The organism is Pantoea sp. UBA6567 (assembly GCF_002434165.1).
In the GTDB taxonomy this organism is placed as follows: domain Bacteria; phylum Pseudomonadota; class Gammaproteobacteria; order Enterobacterales; family Enterobacteriaceae; genus Pantoea; species Pantoea eucrina.
This window is the reverse complement of sequence record NZ_DJJN01000006.1, coordinates 1,457,613-1,483,204: the sequence shown is the minus strand read 5'-3', so window position 1 is coordinate 1,483,204 and position 25,592 is coordinate 1,457,613. Positions and strand designations below refer to the sequence as shown.

Sequence of the window (25,592 nt, the reverse complement as noted above, 5' to 3'; positions counted from 1 at the left end):
GAACCCCTCCGGTGCCGCGCGCTGCTTAGCGCCCAGCCCCGCGCTGCTCAGCGCCCAGCCCCCGCGCTGCTCAGCGCACAACTCCCGCGCTGCTAAGCGCACAACTCCCGCGCTGCCCAGCGCACAACTCCCGCGCTGCTAAGCGCCACTCCCGCTAAGCCACTCCCGCACGGGGAGAAAATCCGTATAAAGCTGCGCTTCCGGTGAGCCGGGCTCGGGCTGATAGTCATATTCCCAGCGCACCAGCGGCGGCATCGACATCAGAATTGACTCGGTTCTGCCGCCAGTCTGCAGACCAAACAGCGTGCCGCGGTCCCATACCAGGTTGAACTCAACGTAACGCCCGCGGCGGTAGAGCTGGAACTGGCGCTCGCGATCGCCCCACGGCAGTGCTTTACGGCGTGCAACAATCGGCAGATAGGCCTGCAGATAGCCGCGGCCGACCGCCTGCATAAAGTCAAAGCAGCGGTCAAAGTCTGGCGTGTTCAGATCGTCATAAAACAGACCGCCGATACCGCGCTGCTCATTGCGATGCTTCAGGTGGAAATAGTCATCACACCATTTTTTATAGCGCGGATAGACATCCTCGCCAAACGGCTCGCAAAGATTGGCTGCGGTCTGATGCCAGTGCATGGCATCCTCGGTAAAACCGTAGTAGGGCGTCAGATCAAACCCGCCGCCGAACCACCAGACCGGATCGGCACCGGGTTTTTCAGCGATGAAAAAGCGCACGTTAGCGTGGCTGGTCGGCACATAGGGGTTTTCCGGATGGACTACCAGTGAAACGCCCATCGCCTCAAAACTGCGTCCGGCAAGCTCCGGACGATGCGCGGTGGCTGAAGCGGGCATCTGGTCGCCATGCACATGGGAAAAGTTGACCCCGGCCTGCTCAAATACCGTGCCGTTACGCAGAACCCGGCTGCGTCCGCCACCGCCACCGGGACGCTGCCAGCTATCTTCGGCAAACGTTGCGCCGCCATCCGCTGCGGCCAGTTGATTGCAGATCTCATCCTGCAGCGTCAGCAAAAACGCCTTAACGCGTGAAATATCGGGATTGCTCATGCGTCACTCTCTCTGTAAATGTGCCGTAAGCTTACCACAGCCCGGGATCACGCCTGGCGACGATCGTATGCGGCAAAATAGTTAACAATTCCGCTGGCAATGGCGGTGGCGATCTTATGGCGAAAGGCGGTAGTGCCCAGCAGCTGCTCTTCATGCGGATTGGTAATAAACGAGGTTTCAACCAGCACGGAGGGAATAGAGGGCGACTTCAGCACGGCAAAGGCGGCCTGCTCGGTATGCTGACTGTGCAGATGATGCACCGGGCGGATCTGATCCAGGACGTGCTTGCCCAGCGTCAGGCTGTTGCGAATCGTATCGGTCTGCACCAGATCAAACAGAATCTCATTCAGATAGTGATCTTTCTGCTGTACGGCGGCGCCGCCTGCTTTATCTGCATCGTTTTCACGCTGCGACAGATAGCGTGCCATTGCGCTGCTGGCGCCGCGATTGGAGAGGGCAAATACCGAGGCGCCGTTGGCATCCGGGCTGGTAAAGCCGTCAGCGTGAACCGACATAAACAGGCTCGCGCCGTGCTGATGTGCAATCTCCACCCGCTGATAGAGAGGGATAAAGTGGTCACTGTCGCGCGTCAGTCGCACCTCAATATGCGGATGTGAATGCAGCAGCGTGCGCACGGTATTGGCAATCTCCAGAACAATATGCTTCTCCTCCGCGCCTTCCTGTCCCACCGCGCCGGAGTCGATACCGCCATGACCGGGATCGATCATCACAATTCGCTTACCGCTGGCAGCAGGTTTCGGTGCGGCATGACGCGGCGCCGCTGTGATCTCTGCCCGCGTCTCCTTCGCCTGAATTGCGCGCGGCGAAAGCACTGCCAGCGCCAGTCCCGAAAGGATCAGCTGGCGGCGGTTAGTCAGGCGTGAAAGCAGTGAAATCTTTTTCATTTACAGGTCCCTGGCGGAGAAATAAGCCCAGTGTTATAACGTAACCGCCGCAGCACGGCGACCCCGCAACCATTTCAGCGTATTACTTTGTATTGCACGGTGCTAACCGGGATTTAGCCGCTTTTTTCTGCCATTGCGGAGCAGGAGGGTTGCGCCACGCAAAGAATGCGTGATAATCAGCGAATTATGCCGATCAGCAGGATACGTCGATGGAAATTCGCTCTTTCCGCCAGGAAGATTTTGATGAAGTAATCACGCTCTGGGAGCGTTGCGATCTGTTACGCCCGTGGAACGACCCGGAGCTGGATATCGAACGCAAAATGAATCATGACCCGGAACTGTTTCTGGTCGCTGAAGTGGGCGGCGAAGTGGTCGGCACGCTGATGGGCGGCTACGACGGTCATCGCGGCTCAGCCTACTATCTGGCTGTGCATCCGGACTATCAGGGGCGCGGCTTTGCCAATGCGCTGATGAACCGGCTGGAGAAAAAGCTGATTGCCCGCGGCTGCCCGAAAATTCATCTCATGGTGCGGGAAGAGAACGATCAGGTCGTGGCATTTTATGAAAAGCTCGACTATGAACCCGTGGAGGCGCTGCTGCTGGGCAAGCGGCTGATTGAAGATCGCGAATATTGATTGATCCGGCCGGCTAAACTTTTTGCCATCGCGTGACTCCAAGAGGCACGCAATAAAGTTGAAACCATGGAGTTAGCATGAAAGCTGTACGTTTTGCGGCGCTGGCGGCGGCGCTGGCCGTGTCAGGCTGCGCCACTACCGGCCAGGCACCGGCAGAGCATGAGAGCCACTGGTATAATCCACTGACTTACCACTGGGCCGCGCTCAACCCGCTAAGCTGGTTTGGCGGTTCTCTGCAGGTAACTGAGCAGGGTGTGGCGGGTCTCAATGGCAGCACCCTGATGAGTGAATCGGCTATTTCGCAGGCGCTGAATAATGATTACCAGCTGCGGCAGGGTATGCGCAGCGAACAGGGCGAGGTGGCTGAGTTCTGGCAGGCGCTGCAGGATGGCAAGGTGAAGCTGATCATCAGCGGTAAACCCACCGTTGAACGGATCGAGGTGCTGGATGCGGCAGCGGAGAGCAGCAGCGGCAGTAAAATCGGTGACCGCTTCAGCGATACGTTCACTAAAGCCTTCAACAACTGCAAAATGGTCGCAGGCCTCGATGCGCACGACGTTGAGTGCCAGGCGCCGGGCAGTCAGCATATCTTCTATGTCTACAGCGGCAAATGGCACGGCCCGGCGGGTCTGATGCCTTCAGATGACACGCTGAAAAGCTGGACGATCAGTAAAATTGTCTGGCAGCGCTAACCCTGCCGGGGGCCGCTTTCAGGCGGCCCACACCCGCCTGCGTATATTTCTGAAAACCTGCTTTTCTCTGCCGATCGCTTATGCCTTTTTCGACTTTTAAATCCCCAAAAGATATATAAAACCGTTACTGCTTTCCGGGAAGTTATAAATACACTGACAGCATCTACTGGCCCAGGCTGGATTTCTATTTATCAGGGTGCTGCATGACACTTCCGGTTTTGAAAACATGGCTCAGCGGCGTGGCGCTGTCACTGTCGCTGGCAGCGGCGGCGCAGGCAACGGAGCTGCTGAACAGCTCGTATGATGTGTCACGCGAACTTTTTGTGGCACTCAACGCACCCTTTGAACAGCAGTGGGATGCGGCACACCCTGGCGATAAACTCACGATTAAGCAGTCTCACGCCGGCTCGTCCAAACAGGCGCTGGCTATCCTGCAGGGGCTGCGGGCAGATGTCGTTACCTACAACCAGGTCACTGATGTGCAGGTGCTGCATGATAAAGGCAACCTGATTGCCGCTGACTGGCAAAGTCGTCTGCCAAATAACAGCTCGCCGTTCTACTCCACCATGGCGTTTCTGGTGCGCAAAGGTAATCCAAAGCAGATCCATGACTGGGCCGATCTGGCGCGCGACAACGTAAAGCTGATTTTCCCGAATCCGAAAACCTCCGGCAACGGCCGCTATACCTATCTTGCCGCCTGGGGCGCAGCGGAAAAAGCTGACGGTCAGGATCGCGCAAAAACTGAAGCCTATATGCAGAAGTTTTTGAAGAACGTTGAGGTGTTTGATACCGGCGGGCGCGGCGCGACCACCACGTTTGCTGAACGCGGTCTGGGTGACGTCCTGATTAGCTTTGAGTCAGAAGTAAACAATATCCGCAATCAGTATGGCAAAGATGATTACGAAGTGATTGTGCCGCGCAACAACATCCTGGCGGAGTTCCCGGTTGCCTGGGTAGATAAGAATGTGGCGCATAACAACACCGCTGACGCAGCTAAAGCGTATCTGAACTATCTCTACACCCCAGCGGCTCAGGCGATTATCACCCGTTACTACTACCGCGTGAATAATCCACAGCTGATGGCAGAGCAGAAGGATCGCTTCCCGCAGACCACACTGTTTAACGTCAATGAGGCGTTTGGCGGCTGGGAGCAGGTAATGAAAACGCATTTCGTCAGCGGCGGTGAGCTGGATAAATTACTGGCAGCGGGGCGCGGCTGATGTTTGCTACAGCACAAAAACGCGTCCTGCCAGGTTTCGGCCTGAGCCTCGGCACCAGCCTGCTGTTTACCTGCCTGATTCTGCTGCTGCCTATCAGCGCGCTGCTGATGCAGCTGTCGCAGATGACGCTGGCGCAGTACTGGGCGGTGATCTCCAGTCCGCAGCTGGTAGCGGCTTATAAAGTAACGCTGCTGTCAGCCGGCGTCGCGTCGCTGTTCAACGCGGTGTTTGGCATGCTGATGGCGTGGATCCTGACCCGTTATCGTTTTCCGGGGCGTACGCTGCTGGATGGCCTGATGGATCTGCCGTTTGCCCTGCCCACAGCGGTAGCGGGGCTAACGCTGGCCGGACTCTTTTCCGTTAACGGCTGGTATGGTCAGTGGCTGGCGCATTTTGATATCAAAGTCTCTTATACCTGGATTGGTATCGCAGTAGCGATGGCCTTTACCAGCATTCCGTTTGTGGTGCGTACCGTTCAGCCGGTACTGGAAGAGCTGGGCCCGGAATATGAGGAAGCGGCGGAAACGCTGGGTGCCACGCCGTGGCAAAGCTTCCGGCGCGTGGTGCTGCCTGAGGTGGCTCCGGCGCTGCTGGCCGGAACGGCGCTCTCGTTTACCCGCAGCCTCGGGGAGTTTGGTGCGGTGATCTTTATCGCCGGCAACATCGCCTGGAAAACGGAAGTGACTTCACTGATGATTTTTGTTCGTCTGCAGGAGTTTGATTATCCGGCCGCCAGCGCTATCGCCTCGGTGATCCTTGCCGCCTCGCTGCTGCTGCTGTTTGCCATTAATACGCTGCAGAGCCGCTTTGGCCGTCGCCTGGGAGGTCACTAATGGCGGAGATTTCACACCTCAATCGCGCTGAGCGTGAGCCTTTTAACTGGGGCAAATGGCTGCTGATTGGCACCGGCGCACTAATATCGATACTGCTGCTGGTAGTGCCGATGATCTCTATCTTCTGGGAGGCGCTGGCGCAGGGCGTAGGCCAGGCGTTCAGCAACCTGCAGGATGGCGACATGCTGCACGCGATCTGGCTGACGGTGCTGGTTGCGCTCATTACCGTTCCGGTAAACCTGGTGTTTGGCACGCTGCTGGCGTGGCTGGTCACCCGCTTTACCTTTCCGGGACGGCAGCTGCTGCTGACGCTGTTTGATATTCCGTTTGCGGTATCACCGGTGGTGGCGGGCCTGATGTATCTGCTGTTCTGGGGCGTTAACGGCCCGGCGGGCGGCTGGCTCGATGCCCACAATATTCAGATTATGTTTGCCTGGCCCGGCATGGTGCTGGCGACCGTATTTGTCACCTGTCCGTTTGTGGTGCGTGAGCTGGTACCGGTAATGCTGAGTCAGGGGAGTAACGAAGATGAAGCTGCGGTGCTGCTTGGCGCATCGGGCTGGCAGATGTTTCGCCGCGTAACGCTGCCCAATATTCGCTGGGCGCTGCTCTACGGCGTGGTATTGACCAACGCGCGGGCCATCGGTGAGTTTGGTGCGGTGTCGGTGGTGTCAGGATCGATTCGCGGTGAGACCTATACGTTACCGCTTCAGGTTGAATTACTGCATCAGGATTACAACACCGTGGGCGCATTCACTGCCGCCGCGCTGCTGACCCTGATGGCAATTGTAACGCTGTTTCTGAAAAGCGTGGTGCAGTGGCGATTAGAGCATCAGCAGAAGCGCCAACAGGAGGAAAATCATGAGCATTGAGATCAAACAAATTAATAAAGCCTTTGGCCGCACCCCGGTGCTGAATGATATCTCTCTGGATATTCCTTCCGGCGAAATGGTGGCGCTGCTGGGCCCTTCCGGCTCGGGCAAAACCACGCTGCTGCGTATTATCGCCGGGCTGGAGCATCAGAACAGCGGACAGATCTACTTTCATGGCAAAGATGTCAGCCGCATTCACGCCCGCGATCGCCAGGTGGGATTTGTTTTCCAGCACTATGCGCTGTTCCGCCATATGACGGTGTTTGACAATATCGCCTTTGGCCTGACGGTGCTGCCGCGCCGCGAGCGCCCTTCAGCCGCTGAGATCAAACAGCGCGTCACGCGCCTGCTGGAGATGGTACAGCTGGCGCACCTGGCAAACCGCTTTCCGGCCCAGCTCTCTGGCGGACAGAAGCAGCGCGTGGCGCTGGCGCGTGCGCTGGCGGTAGAGCCACAGATCCTGCTGCTGGATGAGCCGTTCGGCGCACTCGATGCGCAGGTGCGTAAAGAGCTGCGCCGCTGGCTGCGTCAGCTGCATGAAGAGCTGAAATTTACCAGCGTGTTTGTTACGCACGACCAGGAAGAGGCGATGGAAGTCGCGGACAGCGTGGTCGTAATGAGCCAGGGGAACATTGAACAGACAGGTTCCCCGGATGAAGTATGGCGCGAACCCGCTACCCGCTTTGTGCTGGAGTTCCTGGGCGAGGTCAATCGCTTTGAGGGCGAAGTGCACGGATCGCAATTCCACGTTGCCGCCCATCACTGGCCGCTGGGCTATACGCCAGCGCATCAGGGTCGCGTTGAACTCTTCCTGCGCCCGTGGGAAGTGGATGTCTCACGGCAGAGCAGCCTGGAGACGCCGCTGCCGGTACAGGTGCTGGAAATCAGTCCGCGCGGACACTTCTGGCAGCTGGTGGTACAGGCCTCAGGCTGGCATGAAGAGCCGTTTACCCTGGTCTTCGAAGGTGAGCAGGCGGCTCCGGTACGCGGTGAGCGTCTGTTTGTGGGGCTGCAGCAGGCCCGTCTCTATCAGGGGAATACCCCGCTGCGCCCGGTTGCCTTTGCCGAGAGCGCCTGATATTTTGACATCTCTTTCGGGCGGGACTTTCCCGCCCGTTTTTATTGCCTCTCTTGCGCCTGGAAAACGATCGTGACCACTCTGGAAAATACCATCGGCAATACGCCGCTGATCAGGCTGCAACGCCTGTCGCCCGATAATGGCAGCGAAGTCTGGCTGAAGCTGGAGGGGAATAACCCGGCCGGCTCAGTGAAAGATCGCGCGGCCTGGTCGATGATTCATCAGGCTGAGCTGCGCGGTGAAATCAGGCCCGGCGACAGGCTGATTGAAGCCACCAGCGGCAACACCGGTATTGCGCTGGCGATGATCGCCGCGCTCAAAGGGTACAGGCTGCGGCTGCTGATGCCGGAGAACATGAGTCAGGAGCGACAGGATGCGATGCGCGCTTACGGGGCCGAGCTGGTGCTGGTTACGCGTGAACAGGGCATGGAAGGCGCACGCGATCTGGCGCAGGCGATGGCCGATCGCGGCGAAGGCCGGGTGCTCGATCAGTTTAACAATCCCGATAATCCGCTGGGCCACTATCTCACCACTGCTCCGGAAATCTGGCAGCAGACCGGCGGGCGTCTGACGCACTTTGTCTCCAGTATGGGCACGACCGGCACCATCAGCGGCGTGGGCCGTTTCCTGAAAGAGCACGCGCCGGCGGTCAAAGTGATTGGCCTGCAGCCGCAGGAAGGCAGCGCCATACCCGGTATTCGTCGCTGGCCTGAAGCCTATCTGCCTGGCATCTGGCGCCCTGAGGTGGTAGACGAGATCATGGATATGGGGCAGCAGGAAGCGGAAGAGACGATGCGTGCGCTGGCGCAGCGTGAAGGGCTGTTCTGCGGCGTGAGCTCCGGCGGCGCCGTGGCGGGGGCGCTGCGCATCGCCCGGGCGCAGCCCGGCAGCGTGATAGTGGCGATCGTCTGCGATCGCGGCGATCGTTATCTCTCCACCGGTGTTTTTCACTGACAGCATCTGCCCGGTCAGCCTGCTGCGCTGACCGGCTTGCCGCTTCTGTATCCGCGCATCTGACTGTAAGGATCGCGTAAATCCTGCTGCGTTTCTCCCGCAATCGGCACAAAATAGCACCACTTTAGCTGAGAGAAACCGATGAAAATCCTGCTTGTTGATGATGACGCTGAGCTGGGCACCATGCTCAGCCAGTACCTGCTTGCTGAAGGCTTTGAAACGCAGCTTGCCCTGACCGGCAGCGCCGGGATTGAGGGGGCACTGTCAGGCAGCTACAGCGCCATGATCCTGGATATCATGCTGCCTGACATGAGCGGCACCGACGTGCTGCGTCAGGTGCGCCAGAACAGCCGCCTGCCGGTGATCATGCTGACGGCAAAAGGCGACAATATTGATCGCGTGATCGGGCTGGAGATGGGCGCGGATGATTATGTCCCGAAACCCTGCTATCCGCGCGAGCTGGTGGCGCGCCTGCGTGCAGTTTTGCGCCGCGTGGAGGAGTTGCCGGCGGTGGCGGATAAAAAGGAGCCGCTCTGCCTGGGTGACCTGACGCTCAACCCGGCGACCCGCGTTACCGCATGGCAGGGCAGGGCGCTGGAGCTGACCGCGTCAGAATTTAACCTGCTGCAGCTGCTGCTGCGGGCGCCTGAGCGGGTGGTAACCAAAGATGAACTCTCTGAGCAGGGGCTGGGACGGTCGCGGGAAGCTTACGATCGCAGCGTTGATGTCCATATCAGCAATATCCGGCAGAAACTGGCGGCGCTGACAGCTGAGAGCGTGACGATTGAAACCGTGCGCAGTATTGGCTATCGCATCCGATGAAGCGCAGCTATCGCGGGCGCATGTTCTGGAAAATTCTGCTGGGTTTCTGGCTGGTATTCCTGATTATCAGCCAGCTGCTCTGGCTCGGCTTTGCGCTGTCGGGTAGCCGGCATGAGCCGCCCGACATTGCCGCGGTACGGCGCATTGTGAATCTGCAGATGGCCTCCGCTGTCTCCGTTCTTGAGCGCGGCGGTCCGGCTGCGCTTGACGACATGATGGCTGACTGGTCTGCAGAAGATCGTCAGTTTTTCTCGGTGCTGCCCCAGCGTGCGACGGCGCCGCGCGCCGCCGGCAGGACGCAGGCAGCGTTTGGCGCGCCGTTTCACGGCCCCATTCCTGACGTGATAGTGCGCCAGGTAACAGACGCAGACGGCAACGGCTGGGAGCTGCGTTATGACGTCAGGGCGTTGCGGCGCGACAGCACCATAGGCGAGCGCCCGCGCCGCATTCTGAATATTCCGCAACCGATGTTTATCTTCGCCGGTGCGCTGGGGCTGCTCTTCAGCCTGCTGCTCGCCTGGAATCTTACGCGCCCGATGCGCCAGCTGCGCGAAGGATTCGCCCGCGTAGCCAGTGGCGATCTCTCGGTGCGGCTCTGGCCGCTGATGCGCCGTCGTCACGATGAACTCTCCAGCGTGGCGCACGATTTTGATGCCATGGTAGAACGGCTCGATACGCTGATTAACGCCCGCGAGGCGCTGCTGCACGATATCTCTCACGAGCTGCGTTCACCGCTGGCACGCCTGCAGCTGGCAACCGGGCTGGCGCGTCAGACGCCGGCAACGGTCGCGGTATCGCTTAACCGCATTGATGAGGAAGCGCGTCGCCTCGACAAGATGATTGGCGAGCTGCTGACGCTGTCACGCGTCAGTCACGAAAGCCTGCCGGGAGAAGATTACTTTGATCTTCTCGGGCTGCTGGAGGTGGTTATAACCGATCTGCGCTATGAAGCGCAGCTGACTGGCGTGCTGGTGGAGTTTACCGCCGATGAGACGGCTGACTATACGGTGCGCGGTAACGCCGAGCTGATCCGGCGTGGCGCAGAGAATGTATTGCGAAATTCGCTGCGTTTTTCGCAGCAGGGGCAGGTGATCCGGGTAGATCTGCACGCGGAAGCCGCCTGGCTGACGATCTGCATTCGCGATAGCGGACCCGGCGTCGATCACAGCAAACTCTCCAGTATCTTCGATCCCTTTGTGCGGGTAAACACGCCGCTGGCCGGAAAAGGTTACGGCCTCGGGCTATCTATCGTCCGTAAGGTGATGCTGGCTCATCATGGCGAAGTTCAGGCGCAGAATATGCCGGAAGGTGGTCTTGAGGTGATTCTCAGGCTCCCGCACTGGCGCAAAGCGTAGCGAAAACAAAAACGGCACCCATCGGGTGCCGTTTTCAGAGAGTGCTAACGTCCGTTATTTTTTGATACGAATAACCGGCGTTTCGCCAACAGTTACCTGACCGGAAAGCTTGGTCAGATCTTTGATCTCATCCATATTCGAGATCACAACCGGTGTCAGCGTGGATTTCGCTTTCTCTTCCAGCAGCGGCAGATCGAACTCGATCACAACGTCGCCTTTTTTCACTTTCTGACCTTCTTCGGCGATACGTTTGAAGCCTTCACCTTTCAGCTCTACCGTATCGATACCGAAGTGGACAAACAGCTCAATGCCGTTGTCTGATTCAATGGAAAACGCGTGGTTAGTTTCGAAAATCTTGCCGATAGTACCATCAACCGGTGCAACCATTTTGTTGCCAGTCGGTTTGATTGCGATACCATCGCCCACGATTTTCTCAGCAAACACGACATCAGGTACGTCTTCAATATTGACAATTTCGCCTGACAGAGGCGCAACGATATCGATAGTCCCTGACGCGCTCTCTGATTTTTCGCCAAAAAGTTTAGAAAACAAACCCATGATCTTCTCCTAAGCAGTATTTTGGGGCCAGCATCACGTGGATCAGCAGAGCGTTTTTTCTTTAATGAACTTGTTGACCAGATTCATCAAATCTTCCGCTGTGGGTTGAGCCAGAGCCTGCTCTGCCAGAGCCTTAGCATCTTCGTAATTGGTATTACGAATGATTTTCTTGATGCTCGGGATCGAAATGGCACTCATGCTGAATTCGTCCAGCCCCATTCCCAGTAACAGTAGTGTAGCACGTTCATCACCCGCCAGCTCACCACACATGCCGGTCCATTTCCCTTCGGCATGTGATGCGTCGATCACTTGCTTAATGAGGCCAAGTACAGATGGCGTCATTGGGTTATAGAGGTGTGAAATCAAATCATTACCACGATCGACCGCCAGAGTATACTGCGTCAGGTCATTTGTCCCAATACTAAAGAAGTCGACTTCTTTCGCCAGATGACGGGCGATAACGGCTGAAGCCGGGGTTTCCACCATGATGCCCACTTCAATGGACTCATCAAAGGCTTTGCCCTCTTCACGCAGCTGCGCTTTCAGGGTCTCCAGCTCCGCTTTCAGGAAGCGTACTTCTTCCACCGAAATAATCATCGGGAACATGATACGCAGTTTGCCAAAAGAGGAGGCGCGCAGAATGGCGCGCAGCTGGGCATGCAGGATCTCTTTACGATCCATTGCGATACGAATTGCACGCCAGCCGAGGAACGGGTTCTCTTCTTTCGGCAGGTTCATGTAAGGCAGATCTTTATCGCCGCCGATATCCATCGTGCGCACGATAACCGCCTGAGAACCTACAGCCTCTGCGACGGCTTTATAGGCCTGGAACTGCTCCTCTTCTGAAGGCAGCGAATCACGGTCCATAAACAGGAATTCGGTACGATAGAGGCCCACGCCTTCTGCACCATTACGCTCTGCACCCGCCACGTCGCGAACGGTACCGATGTTGGCGCAGACTTCAACCTGATGACCATCCAGCGTAATGGCAGGCAGATCTTTCAGCTTGGCCAGCTCATGTTTCTCAGAAAGGTACTGAGTCTGAATCGCTTTCAGCTCTTCCTGTTCCGCTTCAGTTGGATTGACATAAATTTTATTGTTTACGCCATCCAGAATCAGAAAATCACCGTTTTTAACGGTGGTAGTCACGCTACCGGTGCCGACAATCGCAGGCAGTTCCAGCGAGCGCGCCATGATTGAGGTGTGCGAGGTGCGTCCACCCAGATCGGTGATAAAGCCCAGCACCTTTTTCAGGTTAAGCTGCGCAGTCTCTGATGGAGTCAGATCTTTTGCGACCAGAATCGCTTCTTCAGCAATAGAGCCGAGATCGACCATATGCAGGCCAAGAATGTTCTGCAGCAGGCGCTTACCGATATCACGTACGTCAGCTGCGCGCTCTTTCAGATACTCATCATCGAGCTCTTCCAGCGCTTTAGCCTGGCCTTCAACCACAGAGTGAGCCGCAGCGTCAGCGGTGACATGATCTTTTTTAATCAGGTCAATGATTTCCTGCTCAAGCTCTTCGTCTTCCAGCAGCATGATGTGACCTTCAAAGATCGCCGCTTTCTCTTCACCGAAGGTTTCACCGGCTTTGACGCAGATCGCCTGAAGCTGTTCTGCTGCTTTGCTACGTCCATCAAGGAAGCGCTGAACTTCCTGATCAACCTGGTCGTCTGTAATCTTTTTACGGTTGATGACGATCTCATCTTCTTTCAGCAGCAGTGCTTTGCCGAAAGCGATACCCGGTGATGCTAAAATGCCTGAAATCATAACCCTACCTTTTTATCACGATGGCTCGTTGACCCGATGCATTGCCATTGTCGTGGAGCAGTACTCTAGTGAAGCGATATCGCGGACAGGTTGTCCGCGATCAAGATAGTTGCACTCAATGGGGCAAAGGAGTCGATTTGGTGGTGACCGCGCGAAGTTACTCGAGCTCGGCCATCAGCTTAACCAGATGTTCAACTGCCTGCTGCTCATCTTCACCTTCAGCAGAGAGCGTGACTACGGTTCCCTGGGTCAGACCCAGCGTCTGCAGCTTAAACAGGCTTTTTGCGCTGGCAGATTTGCCGTTGGAAGTCACAGTGATTTCTGACTGGAACGCCTTAGCTTCTTTGACGAACTGTGCAGCAGGACGCGTGTGCAGACCGTTTGGTGCGGTAATGGTAACTTCTTGCTGGAACATGCTATTTCCCCAACTTTTTCAGGTTTGGTGTTATGGATCTAAAGTCTAGCCTGGAGCCGTAACTTTAGCCTGTGTAGGTACGCTGGTATGGCATCATGCTGACCAGAAAAGGACGCTCTGATGAATAAGCCATTTTTGCAATGACGGATCAACAACTGCGTTTGTTCGTCACCGGGTTAATTATGCCGTGATTCGCCATTTCGCCAAATCAGTAAATCGATTCAGCTTGATCCACTTCAAGGGCAGATTAATTTCAGGCACCGAAATAATTGGCAGCTTAAATACCAGAGCGGCATCACTGAAATCAATCTGCCCGGTGATGAAAGTGAGATCTGCGCCACAAAAAAGCACCCGAAGGGGTGCTTTTTTCGACACTTTAAGACTTTGACGATTACTGCTGCAGCTCTTTTTCCGTGAACAGATCGGCAAAGAGTGCGGTGCTGAGATAGCGTTCGCCGGAAGAGGGCAGGATCACCACAATATTCTTGTTTGCGAAGGCTTCATCTTCCTGCAGCTTCAGCGCAGCAGCCACCGCCGCACCCGATGAGATGCCGGCAAGAATACCTTCTTCTTCCATCAGCTGACGCGCCGTGCTGATCGCTTCATCGTTGGTGATGGCAATAACCCGATCGACCAGCTGCAGATCAAGGTTACCGGGAATGAAGCCTGCGCCGATGCCCTGAATTTTATGCGGACCCGGTTTGATCTCTTCACCCGCCATCGCCTGTGCGATAACCGGCGAGTCGGTAGGTTCTACCGCCACGGTAATTAGCTCTTTTTTGCCTTTGGTATTCTTGATATAGCGACTTACGCCGGTCAGGGTGCCGCCGGTTCCTACACCGGCAATAAAGACATCAACTTCGCCATCGGTGTCTTCCCAGATTTCCGGCCCGGTGGTTTTTTCATGAATCTCCGGGTTAGCCGGGTTGCTGAACTGCTGCAGCAGAACATACTTATCCGGATCGCTGGCAACAATCTCTTCCGCTTTGGCGATGGCGCCTTTCATGCCTTTTGGCCCTTCGGTCAGCACCAGATTGGCACCCAGCGCTTTCAGCAGCTTACGACGCTCAATTGACATCGTCTCTGGCATGGTCAGCGTTAGCTTGTAGCCGCGTGCAGCGGCGACGTATGCCAGGGCGATACCCGTGTTACCGCTGGTCGGCTCAACCAGTTCTACGCCAGGCTTCAGAATTCCGCGTTTTTCTGCATCCCAAATCATATTGGCACCGATACGGCACTTGATGCTGAAGCTCGGGTTACGCGACTCGACCTTCGCCAGAATACGTCCGTTACCGATGCGGTTCAGTCGAACCAGCGGCGTATGACCAATTGTCAGCGAGTTGTCTTCGTAGATCTTACTCATTGCCCGTCCTTAACTGTATGAAATATTGGGAACCCTTTGAGGATACCTGTTCTGTCTCCGCGCGGAAGGAAAGAAATAGTATATCTATATAGCCCCTGACCATAAGCCGTGCGGAAAAATGCATAAGCCTGGATCGCTGCGGTTAATGACGAGCTAAATCAGCACGATAGCGATCGACCCACATCGCGGTCGCCCCGCATACGGCCACCGGCATAATCACCAGATTCAGAATGGGTATCATGGTAAACAGGCTGACCATCGCGCCAAACTGCATATTGGCGACTTTATGCCGCCGCAGGGCAGTGCGCATATGCGGAAAGCTGACCTTATGGTTGTCAAACGGATAGTCGCAGTACTGGACAGAAAGCATCCATGCGCTGAACAGAAACCACAATACCGGCGCCACTATCTGACCAAAGCCAGGGATAAAATAGAGCAGCAGCAGGCCCAGCGCACGCGGCAGGTAGTAACCCAGCTTCTGCAGTTCACGTTTCATAATGCGCGGCAGATCTTTAAGCAGGCCCATCCAGCCACTGTCAGGCAGCGGCCTGCCGGTGAGTTGTCCCTCCAGCTGTTCAGCCAGCAGGCCGCAAAAGGGAGCGGCAATCAGGTTGGCGAGCGTGGAAAAAAAATAGCCAAACACCAGCACGATTGAAATCACTGAGAGCGGCCAGATGAGATAGCTCAGCCACTGCAGCCAGTCGGGCACGTGTGAAAGCAGCTGAGGGATCCACTCTCCCAGCCGCCGGAACAGCCAGTAAAACGCGCCGCCGAGCAGCAGCACATTCACCAGCAGCGGCACAATGACATAGCGGCGGATCCCCCGCATATGCACCAGGTTCCAGCCGCGGGCAAAGTAGTGAAGACCATTAAATGATGAGACTGAATTCTCTGCGGGCATAACAAGCCTTTCTCCTGTAAGTAGCGGCATCAACATCATACCCTGGCTTTTCCCGGTGAGCTGGCCTGCTTTGTGCGAAAAAACAGCGAAAAAGCGTCGGCTGGCTATCTTATTTGTCAGAAAATAGTGCGCAGACTTGCACTTGTGTAGCAGGGCAAATACAGTTAGAGGATAAAGTTTGCCGTGGTGGCAAGGTATTGGAACAACAGAGAATACAATGATGCAGGATTTGCGTCTGATATTAATCGTTGTTGGCGCGATCGCCATAATAGCGCTGCTTCTTCACGGACTGTGGACCAGTCGTAAAGAGCGTTCGTCCGTATTTCGCGATCGCCCGCACAAACGTCTCAAACAGCGCGATGACGCGGATGACGATCTGCTGAGTGATGAAGAGGATGGCGTCGGTGAAGTGCGCGTCCATCGTCAGCATGACGACAGTGATGAACCTGTGTTCACCGCGCCGCCAGCCAAACCGGCCGCGCCGCGAGCGCCGGAGCCGGCACGCCAGCCTTTCACACAGCATGAAACCCCGCTGACGGGCGATCCGCTGCTGGACAGCAAGCCTGCGCCTGCGCACTCCGCGCCGCAGCAGCCTGTTTCTCCGCCGCCTGTGCAGCAGCCTGCTGCGCCGCAGCCGGTTGCGAAACCGCAGCCTGCGCCGGTACAGTCCGCTCCGCTGCTGGATAACGAACCTCTTCCAGCGGCACAGCCCGCTCCGGAATTCAGCGCTGCACCTGAGCCTGAAGCCGTACCTGAGCGTGAAGCGACGCCAGCCCCGCAGGAACCGCAGCCTGCAGCGCCTGGCAGTAAAAAAGAGACGGTACTGGTTCTGCACGTTGCCGCTCATGCAGGCGGTGCGCTCAACGGTGAAGCGCTGCTGCAGGGCGTGTTACAGGCGGGTTTCCAGTTTGGCGAGATGAACATTTTTCACCGCCATCTGAGTCCGGCCGGCAGCGGCCCTGTTCTGTTCAGTCTTGCTAACATGGTGAAGCCGGGTTCCTTCAACCCTGACACCATGGGCGACTTCACGACACCTGGCGTCTCGATGTTTATGATGGTGCCATCCTACGGCGACGCGCATCAGAACTTTAAGCTGATGCTGCAGTCAGCCCAGCGTATTGCCGATGACGTCGGCGGCGTGGTGCTGGATGACGAGCGTCGCATGATGACGCCGCAGAAGCTTGAGACTTACAAAGCCCGCATTCGCGAGGTGGTTGGCGGCTAACCGCTACGGCAGTATTACATGTTTACGCCCGCCATTTGCAGCGTGAAACAGAGTCACTCTCAACCCCCGCCAGCCGGGGGTTTTTTATCGGATAAACACTATGAAATCAGTTCAGGAGCAGATCGCAGCGCTCAGTACCACGCTGCGTCATCATGAGTATCTCTACCACGTGATGGATGCGCCGGAAGTCCCGGATGCTGAATATGACCGGCTGATGAATCAGCTGCGCGAGCTGGAGCGTGCGCATCCCGATCTGATTACCCCCGACTCACCTACGCAGCGGGTCGGCGCGGCGCCGCTGACCGCTTTTGAGCAGGTGCGGCATGAAGTGCCGATGCTGTCGCTGGATAACACCTTTGATGAGGCAGGGTTCCGCGCCTTTAACAAACGCGTACAGGATCGGCTTAAGAGCAGCGATGAGCTGACCTACTGCTGTGAACTCAAACTTGATGGTCTGGCGGTCAGCCTGCTGTATGAAAACGGCTTACTGGTGCGGGCCGCTACCCGCGGCGACGGCACAACCGGCGAAAATATCACCGCTAACGTGCGCACCGTCCGGGCGATCCCGCTGCGGCTGCGGGGCGATAATATCCCGGCGCGGCTGGAAGTGCGCGGTGAAGTGTTTATGACTGAAAGCGGGTTTGAAAAGCTCAATGAGGAAGCGCGGCGTACCGGTGGCAAAGTCTTTGCGAATCCGCGCAATGCGGCAGCCGGCTCACTGCGTCAGCTCGATCCCCGCATCACCGCCAGACGCCCGCTAACCTTCTTCTGCTACGGCTTTGGCCTGCTGGAGGGCGGCGAGATCCCGGCCAGCCACTGGGAACGCCTGCAGCAGTTTAAAGCCTGGGGTTTACCGGTCAGTGAGCGGATCAAACGGGTTCATACCGCTGATGAAGCGCTGGCGTTTTATCATCATATTGAGCAGGAGCGGCCTGAACTCGGGTTTGATATCGACGGCGTGGTAATCAAAGTCGATTCACAGGCGCTGCAGGAGCGGCTCGGTTTTGTGGCGCGCGCGCCGCGCTGGGCGATCGCCTTCAAATTCCCGGCACAGGAGCAGCTGACCGTGGTGCGCGACGTTGAGTTTCAGGTCGGACGCACCGGGGCCATTACGCCAGTAGCGCGTCTCGAACCCGTGCAGGTCGCAGGGGTCATGGTAAGTAATGCCACTCTGCATAACGCCGATGAGATCGCCCGTCTCGGCCTGCGCATCGGCGACCGGGTAGCGATTCGCCGCGCTGGTGACGTGATCCCGCAGGTGGTCAGCGTGGTAGAGTCTGACCGGCCGGCTGACGCGCGTGAAATTGTGTTTCCGCAGCACTGCCCGGTGTGTGGCTCTGACGTGGAGCGGGTAGAGGGTGAAGCGGTAACGCGCTGTACCGGAGGGCTGATCTGCGGTGCCCAGCGTAAAGAGGCGCTTAAGCATTTTGTCTCGCGTCGCGCCATGGATGTGGATGGCATGGGAGATAAAATCATCGATCAGCTGGTTGAGAAAGAGTATGTAAAAACGCCAGCCGATCTGTTTCGCCTGACGGCCGGTAAACTGACCGGACTGGATCGCATGGGGCCGAAATCGGCACAAAACGTGGTGGCCGCACTCGAAAAAGCTAAACTGACGACGCTGCCGCGGTTCCTGTATGCGCTGGGGATCCGCGAGGTGGGTGAAGCCACGGCAGCTAACCTCGCCCGTCACTTTGGCGAGCTGGAGCGGGTGATGAATGCCGATCTCGATGCGCTGATTGCCGTGCCGGATGTGGGTAAGGTTGTTGCCGCTCACGTCCGCAATTTTATGGAAGAAGAGAGCAACCGTGAGGTGATCCGCGAGCTGACAGAAGAGATCGGCATTCACTGGCCTGCCGTCGCGGTAATCAAAGCAGAAGAGATCGACAGTCCCTTTGCCGGTAAAACGGTGGTGCTTACCGGCTCTCTGTCGCAGATGAATCGCGATGATGCGAAAGCGCGTCTTGCCGCGCTGGGCGCTAAAGTCAGCGGCAGCGTATCAAAGAAAACCGATCTGCTGATCGCTGGCGAAGCGGCGGGCTCCAAGCTGGCTAAGGCGCAGGAGCTGGGTATTCCGGTTATTGACGAAGCGGAGTTGATCCGCCTGCTGGACGCATAATATGGAGAAACAGCAGCTGCTGGCTATCGCCAGCACGGTGATGCCGTTTGGTAAATATCAGGGCCGGCTGCTGATCGATCTGCCGGAAGAGTACCTGCTCTGGTTTGCGCGCAAAAATGCGTTTCCGGCGGGTACACTGGGCGAGCTGATGCAGCTGACGCTGGCGATTAAAATAGAGGGGCTGCAGGGGCTGATCGCACCGCTCAGGCGCCCCCCGCAATAAAAAAGCCCGCTTGCGCGGGCCGGTTTTTATGACTTCTGCACCTCTGGCTGCTGTGCCAGCCGCTTTTCATTACCTGCTTTATAGCGCTGGGCAATGAACGAGCAGATCATCAGCTGTACCTGATGAAAAATCATCAGCGGCAGCACAATAATGCCCACCGCACTGGCCGGGAAAAGAATATTAGCCATCGGCACGCCGTTCGCCAGGCTCTTTTTCGAACCGCAGAACAGCACCACAATCTCATCAGCCCGGCTGAAACCAAACAGCCGTGAAGCACCGATATTGATTGCCAGCGCAATCAGCAGCAGCAGCAGGCTGCCTGCCAGAATCCACAGCAGGGTATCGACGCCCACGCGATGCCAGATGCCATTTACCACCGCTTCACTAAAGGCTGAATAGACAACCAGCAGAATCGAGGTTTGATCGGTTTTGCCAATCAGGCTGCGATGCTTTTCCACCCAGCCGCCGATCCAGCGGCGGGAGAGATGACCGACAACAAACGGCACCAGCAGCTGCATCACAATCTTACCAATCTGCTCCAGGCCGTTACCCGGCGCCGCACTGTGCACGTTCATTACCAGATTGACCAGCAGAGGGGAAATAAACACGCCCAGCAGGCTGGAGGCGGACGCAGCGCAGACCGCCGCCGCAACATTCCCGCCTGCCATAGAGGTAAAGGCGATAGAGGATTGTACGGTGGCAGGCAGAATGCAGAGGTAGAGGAAGCCGGTATAGATTTCAGGCCCGACGTTAACCGGGTGCCACCAGACCAGCAGCAGCCCGAGCGCCGGAAAAATCACAAACGTGCTGCACATAATCCACAGATGCAGACGCCAGTGGCTGCTGCCGGCAATAATCTTCTCGCGCGACAGTTTGGCACCGTGCATAAAGAAGAGCAGGGCGATAGCGGCAGTGGTGAGGTATTCAAAAAAGTCGACAAAACCGCCGCGTGCCGGCAGAAAGCTGGCCAGCAGTACGGTAATGATGAGTTTGATCATCATTGGATCGAGTCGTAAAAAGCCCATTGTTAACGTCCGGTTAAAAGAAAAAGTCTGGCAGAGATTGTGCGCTAAGCGCGTTTAGAAATAAAATTGATTTATTGCATTAATCTATGAGCAGAATCGATGAATTATACGTTACGCCAGCTGCGTACTTTTGTTGCTGTTGCCCGACAGGGAAGCTTTAGCCAGGCGGGGCAGCTGATAGGGTTAAGCCAGTCGGCGGTAAGCCATAGCGTGAAAGAGCTGGAGGCGGAAATAGGCGTGCGCCTGCTGGACCGCACGACGCGTGAAGTATTACTCACCGGGGCAGGGCAGCAGCTGGCAACCCGGCTGACGCGCCTGCTGGAAGAGCTGAATACCACGCTGCTGGATGTGCGCAGTTACGGCGAGCAGCGCAGCGGGACCGTACGGGTTGCGGCCAGTCAGACGCCCTCTGCGCATCTGATGCCGCAATGTCTGGCCAGCACGCAGCAGCACTATCCCGATATCCGCGTGATCCTGCACGACAGGGTGCAGCAGGCAGTGTTGCACAGCGTGCGTAATGCGGAAGTTGATTTCGGGATTGTGATTGGCCCGCTGGGTGACGCAGAGTTTGACGCCGAAGAGATCCTGCAGGAGCCTTTCCTGCTGCTCTGTCACCAGAATGATGCGCTGGCGCAAACCGAGAGCGTTACCTGGGCGATGCTGACAGATCGCAATATGGTACTGCAGGACTACGCCTCAGGCAGCCGGATGCTGGTGGACGCGATACTGCAGCAGCTCGCTGTCAGGGTGAATGTGGTACAGGAGATTGGTCATCCGGCGACCCTCTATCCGATGGTGGAAGCGGGCATCGGCATCAGCATTTTACCGGCGCTGGCGCTGCCGCTGCCTTCGGGACGTAAGCTGGTGGTACGCCGGCTTTATCCGGAGATGAACCGCAGTCTGATGCTGATCAAACGTAAAAACCGTTCGCTTACGCCCGCTGCGGAGGCGGTCTGGCAGGAAGTGCGTCAGCAGGCTGAGCTGCTGACGCAGACTCGCTCACTCTATCCGGCGTTTTAGATATAGACGTCGAGCTGGTTGTCTGGCGTTGGCCGGTTAATGCCATCCGCCCGGGCGCTCACCGGCTGTTCAGTCTGCTGCTGCTGTTCTGCCTTTTCCGCTTCGCGCTGCTGAATCTGAGCAATCTGTGCATAGAGCATCTGGATCTGGCTCTCCAGCATCTGCTGCTGTTCTGATTTTTGCTCCTGCGTCAGCGTATGATTGTCCGCCAGAGATTTGAGCTGGCTGGTAATAGCGGCGATCTGTTTATTAATAGCGGCAATCTCAGAGGCTGCCCCGCCTCCGCTGCTGCCCCCGGCCCCGATAGTGCTAATACCTGATATTGTCGTCATCATTTTCTCCTTGCCATAAACTCTGAAGGTTATCGGCAGCAGAAGTAAAGGCTTCAGGCGTGCAACCTGGAATGTTGAGGGCCGCGCTGATTTCAGGGCCGCATAAATGCGACCCCTACAGGTGCGAGCAGAGCGGCTTATTTGTAGGGGCGGCATTAATGCCGCCCAAAAGAAACAAAAAAAGCGCCCATAGGGCGCTTTTTTCTGAATTTGGTGGGTCGTGCAGGATTCGAACCTGCGACCAATTGATTAAAAGTCAACTGCTCTACCAACTGAGCTAACGACCCGAAGTGGTGGGTGATGACGGGTTCGAACCGCCGACCCCCTCCTTGTAAGGGAGATGCTCTACCAACTGAGCTAATCACCCACTTCGGTACTTCTTTAACAGGCTGTCTGGCTAAGATATGGTGGGTGATGACGGGTTCGAACCGCCGACCCCCTCCTTGTAAGGGAGATGCTCTACCAACTGAGCTAATCACCCATATCTTATCTCTTACTACCTGTTCACTGCGGGCCACCTTAAGAGTGGTGGGTGATGACGGGTTCGAACCGCCGACCCCCTCCTTGTAAGGGAGATGCTCTACCAACTGAGCTAATCACCCCCGCTGTGTGGAGTCGCATTATAGGGATCCTTCGAAGTGAGTCAACGCTTTTTAAAATTAAAATGTTTGTTCGCTTTAAAAATAGTCACCCTGAAGGGGTTTTAGCCAATGTGCTGGTTTTATTAGCAGAAAAAGCCGTTTGCGCTGCGGCAGCGGCGGTGAGAGTGATTGAGGAATCATCTCCACCTGCTAGAATGTGCGCACTGTTTTTTCGCGTTAACCCGTTTTTTTGTCATCCAGACAAGAAAACCTGCGCATCTAAGGCAATGCTGAATGAAAATTAAAACCCGCTTCGCCCCCAGCCCGACCGGCTATCTGCACGTTGGAGGCGCCCGCACCGCGCTTTACTCCTGGCTTTTTGCACGTCATTACGAAGGCGAGTTTGTCCTGCGTATTGAGGACACTGACCTGGAGCGCTCCACGCCGGAAGCGATCGAAGCCATTATGGATGGTATGAACTGGCTGAGCCTTGACTGGGATGAAGGTCCTTACTATCAGACCAAACGTTTTGACCGCTATAACGACGTCATTGATGAGATGCTGGAAGCGGGCACCGCCTACAGGTGCTACTGCTCCCGCGAGCGTCTTGATGCACTGCGTGAAGAGCAGATGGCTAACGGTGAAAAGCCACGCTATGACGGTCGCTGCCGCGACAGCCATGAACATCACGCTGCTGATGAGCCGTGCGTGGTCCGTTTCCGTAATCCGCAGGATGGCTCTGTCATCTTTGACGATCAGATCCGCGGCCCGATTGAATTCAGCAATCAGGAGCTGGACGACCTGATCATTCGTCGTACCGATGGTTCACCGACCTACAACTTCTGCGTAGTGGTGGATGACTGGGACATGGGGATCACGCACGTTATCCGTGGTGAAGATCACATCAATAACACACCGCGTCAGATCAACATCCTGAAAGCGATTGGCGCGCAGGTTCCTGTCTATGCGCACGTCTCCATGATCCTCGGTGATGATGGTAAAAAACTCTCCAAGCGTCACGGCGCGGTAGGCGTGATGCAGTATCGCGACGATGGCTATCTGCCGGAGGCGCTGCTTAATTATCTGGTTCGTCTGGGCTGGTCTCATGGCGATCAGGAGATCTTCAGCATTCCTGAGATGAAATCGCTGTTTACGCTGGATGCGGTCAGTAAATCAGCCAGCGCTTTCAACACTGAAAAACTGCAGTGGCTGAATCACCACTATATTACTACGCTGCCGCCAGAGTATGTGGCGACGCATCTGCAGTGGCACATTGAACAGCAGCAGATCGATACCCGCACCGGGCCTGAACTGGCAAAACTGGTGACGCTGCTGGGCGACCGCTGCAAAACGCTGGTGGAGATTGCCGCTTCCTGCCGCTACTTCTATGAAGAGTTTGACGCCTTTGATGCGGATGCCGCGAAGAAGCATCTGCGTCCGGTTGCGCGTCAGCCGCTGGAGAGGGTGCGTGACAAGCTGGCTGCACTGAGCGACAGCGACTGGAATGCAGAGCAGATTCACCATGCGATTCAGAGCGCGGCGGATGAACTTGAGCTGGGTATGGGGAAAGTGGGCATGCCGCTGCGTGTTGCCGTTACCGGAGCAGGGCAGTCGCCGGCGCTGGATGTGACCGTGGAAGCGATTGGCCGCAGCCGCAGCGTTGCGCGGATTGATAAAGCGCTGGCATTTATTGCTGAGCGCGAAGCTAACGCCTGATAGCTTATCGCTCTCGCACGCCGCGGGAGCGTTATCAGGTACAACAAAAAAGCCGGAAGCAATTGCCTCCGGCTTTTTTATGCATCCTGAATACCCAGCCTTTCCAGAACACCGCGGATCCCTTCACGCAGTAACAGGGCGGCGAGCTGGTCCTGTTCTGTCTGCGTCATTTGCTGGACAGAATTTATTAATAACGCAGGTAACGTATTCTGCTGAGCGGCGTAATTCGCTGCCGGTTCACTCGCGTGGCGGGTGGACTGAATAAAGCTTTTCACCCGCTCATCGATATAGATCAAACGCGCTTTGCCGCCCTGTACGCCGGGCTTAGGCGTGGTGGTCCAGTTTTCGCGTTTGATCCATTTGTTCACCGTCTGCCGACTGTAGCCCGTTTCAAGCGCGAGCTCTTCGGGGGTTAGCCATTCCTTTTTCACGATGCTGTCCCTGTTGAATACATTAGCTCTACATATTACAACAAAACGTTACTGGGAAAAGTAATCCGGACAGAAAATGCTTTTTACGACCAATAAAAGACATTAATAGGTTACGAGGCTTCGCGAGCAACTGCCTGTTCAGGGCGGAACGCCAGGAAATAGGTCAGACCGACGAAGATAGCTCCCCCTACGGCGTTGCCAAGGAACACGGCAATTACGTTAGGCGCAAACTCGGCCCAGCTCATCTGACCCGCAAAGATAGCCGCCGGCACAATAAACATGTTCGCCACGACGTGCTGGAAACCAATGGCCACGAACGCCATCACCGGGAACCACATCCCCATGATTTTGCCCACCATATCTTTACTGGCAAACGCCAGCCATACCGCCAGGCAGACCAGCCAGTTACAGCCCACGCCAGAGATAAAGGCATGCAGGAAATCGGCGCTGACTTTAGCGTGCGCAATCGCAACGGTTTTTTTCAGGTAGTCACCTTCCGTCATGCCCAGCATATGCCCAAAGAACCAGGCGACGGCGACGCTACCAATAAAGTTCGCAATCGTAACCCAGAACCAGTTACGCAGGACGCTCAAAGCGCTGATACGGCGGGCAAACCACGCCACCGGCAGCGTCATCATATTGCCCGTCAGCAGCTCACCGCCAGCCAGCACGGTCAGAATCAGACCGACCGGGAATACGGCAGCGCCCAGGAAGCTGGAGAATGAGCCCCATTCAGCAGGCAGCTGGTTAATGACGTGCAGATCAAGCAGAAAGCCGGTAGCGATAAAGGCACCGGCCATAAAGCCAAGGATTAATAAGGTTGAAACGGGCAGGCGGCTTTTAGCCACGCCAGCCTGAATCGCCAGCTGGGCGATCTCTTTAGGAGTATGTAGTGACATAATTCTCTTTTTCTTTTATTAAACAAAGGGATGATTTTACCGGTTATTAAGGAGCTAACCCTGGCAGGTCAACCGGTTAATTAGCGTGCGAAGTTTTACACGGACCATTAACGAAAACAAGCCTGGCGCTAACATCTTTAACCTGAATTTAACCCGCCAGCGCGCTGCTTTTTGGCCACCATCAGCAGCAGGAGGAGCATAAGTGGCGAAAAAAAGGTCACTACAACACGGGTTTGCCGTCTTTTTCAGCGATTGCACACAGAACGAGAATTTGCCGTTGACACACTCAGAGCGGTTTCATATTATGCCGTCCGTCGGGTCTGCCCGGCAGTTTTTTCGGTACGGGGCTATAGCTCAGCTGGGAGAGCGCTTGCATGGCATGCAAGAGGTCAGCGGTTCGATCCCGCTTAGCTCCACCAAACCGCTCCCAACGGTTTGAACCGAAAGAATAATTCCAGATGTGGGGGTATAGCTCAGCTGGGAGAGCGCTTGCATGGCATGCAAGAGGTCAGCGGTTCGATCCCGCTTATCTCCACCAAATCTTCGTTGTTGCTCTGAATATCTTCCCGTTACTGCGATAAATCTC

Annotated in this window: 27 protein-coding genes and 6 tRNA genes; 17 read left to right on the top strand and 16 right to left on the bottom strand. The window is 56.3% G+C overall.

All coding sequences use genetic code 11. The features are described from left to right. Positions 1 to 138 precede the first annotated feature (138 nt). Together hemF and amiA are read right to left on the bottom strand one after the other, a co-directional pair. A complete protein-coding gene (gene hemF / locus B4M48_RS13070) occupies positions 139 to 1,062 on the bottom strand; it encodes an oxygen-dependent coproporphyrinogen oxidase (protein ID WP_039379477.1) in 924 nt (307 codons plus the stop codon). 47 nt (positions 1,063 to 1,109) lie between these two features. Continuing rightward, positions 1,110 to 1,967, bottom strand: coding sequence for an N-acetylmuramoyl-L-alanine amidase AmiA (gene amiA, locus B4M48_RS13065; protein WP_039379474.1), 858 nt, complete (start codon positions 1,965 to 1,967; stop codon positions 1,110 to 1,112). A 209-nt stretch (positions 1,968 to 2,176) separates the two neighbouring features. On the opposite strand from amiA, the gene B4M48_RS13060 reads away from it, so the two are divergent. The 9 genes from B4M48_RS13060 (at position 2,177) to B4M48_RS13020 (ending at position 10,428) form a co-directional block, all read left to right on the top strand. Beyond that, positions 2,177 to 2,602 carry a GNAT family acetyltransferase gene (locus B4M48_RS13060; RefSeq protein ID WP_039379472.1) on the top strand — a complete coding sequence of 142 codons (426 nt, stop codon included), beginning with the start codon at positions 2,177 to 2,179 and terminating at the stop codon, positions 2,600 to 2,602. A gap of 77 nt (positions 2,603 to 2,679) precedes the next feature. Beyond that, entirely contained in the window at positions 2,680 to 3,294 is a 615-nt protein-coding gene (locus tag B4M48_RS13055; protein ID WP_071668087.1) for an RpoE-regulated lipoprotein, read from the top strand. 203 nt (positions 3,295 to 3,497) lie between these two features. Beyond that, positions 3,498 to 4,514: a sulfate ABC transporter substrate-binding protein gene (locus B4M48_RS13050; RefSeq protein ID WP_039379467.1), complete on the top strand. Its 1,017-nt coding sequence runs from the start codon at positions 3,498 to 3,500 to the stop codon at positions 4,512 to 4,514. Continuing rightward, positions 4,514 to 5,347, top strand: coding sequence for a sulfate/thiosulfate ABC transporter permease CysT (gene cysT, locus B4M48_RS13045; protein ID WP_039379465.1), 834 nt, complete (start codon positions 4,514 to 4,516; stop codon positions 5,345 to 5,347). The genes B4M48_RS13050 and cysT overlap by 1 nt, the downstream gene beginning before the upstream one ends. Next, complete coding sequence (gene cysW, locus B4M48_RS13040; protein WP_039379463.1) at positions 5,347 to 6,219, top strand: sulfate/thiosulfate ABC transporter permease CysW; 873 nt, start codon at positions 5,347 to 5,349, stop codon at positions 6,217 to 6,219. The genes cysT and cysW overlap by 1 nt, the downstream gene beginning before the upstream one ends. Next, on the top strand, positions 6,209 to 7,297 hold the full coding sequence (gene cysA, locus B4M48_RS13035; RefSeq protein WP_071668086.1) for a sulfate/thiosulfate ABC transporter ATP-binding protein CysA: 1,089 nt from the start codon (positions 6,209 to 6,211) through the stop codon (positions 7,295 to 7,297). Before cysW ends, cysA begins: the two co-directional genes overlap by 11 nt. 72 nt (positions 7,298 to 7,369) lie before the next feature. Next, entirely contained in the window at positions 7,370 to 8,251 is an 882-nt protein-coding gene (gene cysM / locus B4M48_RS13030; protein WP_065648745.1) for a cysteine synthase CysM, read from the top strand. A gap of 141 nt (positions 8,252 to 8,392) precedes the next feature. Further along, positions 8,393 to 9,073 carry a response regulator transcription factor gene (locus B4M48_RS13025; protein ID WP_039379457.1) on the top strand — a complete coding sequence of 227 codons (681 nt, stop codon included), beginning with the start codon at positions 8,393 to 8,395 and terminating at the stop codon, positions 9,071 to 9,073. Beyond that, positions 9,070 to 10,428: an ATP-binding protein gene (locus tag B4M48_RS13020; RefSeq protein WP_166714043.1), complete on the top strand. Its 1,359-nt coding sequence runs from the start codon at positions 9,070 to 9,072 to the stop codon at positions 10,426 to 10,428. The genes B4M48_RS13025 and B4M48_RS13020 overlap by 4 nt, the downstream gene beginning before the upstream one ends. 54 nt (positions 10,429 to 10,482) lie before the next feature. Here B4M48_RS13020 and crr read toward each other — a convergent pair whose 3' ends face one another. From crr to cysZ, 6 genes are all read right to left on the bottom strand, one after another. Continuing rightward, on the bottom strand, positions 10,483 to 10,986 hold the full coding sequence (crr, locus tag B4M48_RS13015) for a PTS glucose transporter subunit IIA (RefSeq protein WP_039379452.1): 504 nt from the start codon (positions 10,984 to 10,986) through the stop codon (positions 10,483 to 10,485). A gap of 42 nt (positions 10,987 to 11,028) precedes the next feature. Beyond that, entirely contained in the window at positions 11,029 to 12,756 is a 1,728-nt protein-coding gene (gene ptsI, locus B4M48_RS13010) for a phosphoenolpyruvate-protein phosphotransferase PtsI (RefSeq protein ID WP_039379450.1), read from the bottom strand. A 157-nt stretch (positions 12,757 to 12,913) separates the two neighbouring features. Next, entirely contained in the window at positions 12,914 to 13,171 is a 258-nt protein-coding gene (ptsH, locus tag B4M48_RS13005) for a phosphocarrier protein Hpr (RefSeq protein WP_007889063.1), read from the bottom strand. Positions 13,172 to 13,351: 180 nt separating this feature from the next. Further along, entirely contained in the window at positions 13,352 to 13,546 is a 195-nt protein-coding gene (locus B4M48_RS13000; protein WP_039379447.1) for a hypothetical protein, read from the bottom strand. Positions 13,547 to 13,562: 16 nt separating this feature from the next. Continuing rightward, the gene (gene cysK / locus B4M48_RS12995) at positions 13,563 to 14,534 is read right to left on the bottom strand and encodes a cysteine synthase A (RefSeq protein WP_039379445.1); all 972 of its coding nucleotides are present in this window, start codon (positions 14,532 to 14,534) and stop codon (positions 13,563 to 13,565) included. 142 nt (positions 14,535 to 14,676) lie between these two features. Beyond that, positions 14,677 to 15,435, bottom strand: a complete 759-nt coding sequence (gene cysZ, locus B4M48_RS12990) for a sulfate transporter CysZ (protein WP_039379442.1) — start codon at positions 15,433 to 15,435, stop codon at positions 14,677 to 14,679. 217 nt (positions 15,436 to 15,652) lie between these two features. Here cysZ and zipA point away from each other — a divergent pair, with 217 nt between their 5' ends. From zipA to B4M48_RS12975, 3 genes are all read left to right on the top strand, one after another. Beyond that, entirely contained in the window at positions 15,653 to 16,660 is a 1,008-nt protein-coding gene (gene zipA, locus B4M48_RS12985) for a cell division protein ZipA (protein WP_071668084.1), read from the top strand. Between the two features lie 100 nt (positions 16,661 to 16,760). Then, positions 16,761 to 18,779, top strand: coding sequence for an NAD-dependent DNA ligase LigA (ligA, locus tag B4M48_RS12980; RefSeq protein WP_071668083.1), 2,019 nt, complete (start codon positions 16,761 to 16,763; stop codon positions 18,777 to 18,779). 1 nt (position 18,780) lies between these two features. Further along, the gene (locus B4M48_RS12975) at positions 18,781 to 19,002 is read left to right on the top strand and encodes a DUF3820 family protein (RefSeq protein ID WP_071668082.1); all 222 of its coding nucleotides are present in this window, start codon (positions 18,781 to 18,783) and stop codon (positions 19,000 to 19,002) included. 26 nt (positions 19,003 to 19,028) lie between these two features. Here B4M48_RS12975 and B4M48_RS12970 read toward each other — a convergent pair whose 3' ends face one another. Then, complete coding sequence (locus B4M48_RS12970) at positions 19,029 to 20,027, bottom strand: bile acid:sodium symporter family protein (RefSeq protein ID WP_039379433.1); 999 nt, start codon at positions 20,025 to 20,027, stop codon at positions 19,029 to 19,031. 99 nt (positions 20,028 to 20,126) lie between these two features. Here B4M48_RS12970 and B4M48_RS12965 point away from each other — a divergent pair, with 99 nt between their 5' ends. Further along, positions 20,127 to 21,047 carry a LysR family transcriptional regulator gene (locus tag B4M48_RS12965; RefSeq protein WP_071668080.1) on the top strand — a complete coding sequence of 307 codons (921 nt, stop codon included), beginning with the start codon at positions 20,127 to 20,129 and terminating at the stop codon, positions 21,045 to 21,047. On the opposite strand, the gene B4M48_RS12960 is transcribed toward B4M48_RS12965, so the two are convergent. The 5 genes from B4M48_RS12960 to B4M48_RS12940 form a co-directional block, all read right to left on the bottom strand. Beyond that, positions 21,044 to 21,379 carry a FlxA-like family protein gene (locus tag B4M48_RS12960; RefSeq protein WP_039379428.1) on the bottom strand — a complete coding sequence of 112 codons (336 nt, stop codon included), beginning with the start codon at positions 21,377 to 21,379 and terminating at the stop codon, positions 21,044 to 21,046. The genes B4M48_RS12965 and B4M48_RS12960 overlap by 4 nt on opposite strands. A gap of 211 nt (positions 21,380 to 21,590) precedes the next feature. Continuing rightward, a tRNA-Lys gene (locus B4M48_RS12955) sits at positions 21,591 to 21,666 on the bottom strand. 4 nt (positions 21,667 to 21,670) lie between these two features. Next, positions 21,671 to 21,746 (bottom strand) — tRNA-Val (locus B4M48_RS12950). Positions 21,747 to 21,784: 38 nt separating this feature from the next. Next, positions 21,785 to 21,860 (bottom strand) — tRNA-Val (locus tag B4M48_RS12945). Positions 21,861 to 21,905: 45 nt separating this feature from the next. Then, positions 21,906 to 21,981, bottom strand: a tRNA-Val gene (locus B4M48_RS12940). 5 nt (positions 21,982 to 21,986) lie between these two features. Here B4M48_RS12940 and B4M48_RS12935 point away from each other — a divergent pair. Next, positions 21,987 to 22,265 carry a hypothetical protein gene (locus tag B4M48_RS12935; protein WP_139239658.1) on the top strand — a complete coding sequence of 93 codons (279 nt, stop codon included), beginning with the start codon at positions 21,987 to 21,989 and terminating at the stop codon, positions 22,263 to 22,265. After that, complete coding sequence (gene gltX, locus B4M48_RS12930) at positions 22,255 to 23,676, top strand: glutamate--tRNA ligase (RefSeq protein WP_071668079.1); 1,422 nt, start codon at positions 22,255 to 22,257, stop codon at positions 23,674 to 23,676. The genes B4M48_RS12935 and gltX overlap by 11 nt, the downstream gene beginning before the upstream one ends. Positions 23,677 to 23,753: 77 nt before the next feature. Here the strand turns inward: gltX and B4M48_RS12925 are convergent, their stop codons facing one another. Both B4M48_RS12925 and B4M48_RS12920 read right to left on the bottom strand, forming a co-directional pair. Then, positions 23,754 to 24,107, bottom strand: a complete 354-nt coding sequence (locus B4M48_RS12925; RefSeq protein WP_071668078.1) for a YfeC-like transcriptional regulator — start codon at positions 24,105 to 24,107, stop codon at positions 23,754 to 23,756. A 110-nt stretch (positions 24,108 to 24,217) separates the two neighbouring features. Beyond that, positions 24,218 to 25,006: a formate/nitrite transporter family protein gene (locus B4M48_RS12920; protein ID WP_071668077.1), complete on the bottom strand. Its 789-nt coding sequence runs from the start codon at positions 25,004 to 25,006 to the stop codon at positions 24,218 to 24,220. Between the two features lie 343 nt (positions 25,007 to 25,349). Here B4M48_RS12920 and B4M48_RS12915 point away from each other — a divergent pair. Both B4M48_RS12915 and B4M48_RS12910 read left to right on the top strand, forming a co-directional pair. Next, a tRNA-Ala gene (locus tag B4M48_RS12915) sits at positions 25,350 to 25,425 on the top strand. A gap of 43 nt (positions 25,426 to 25,468) precedes the next feature. Beyond that, a tRNA-Ala gene (locus B4M48_RS12910) sits at positions 25,469 to 25,544 on the top strand. Positions 25,545 to 25,592 lie beyond the last annotated feature (48 nt).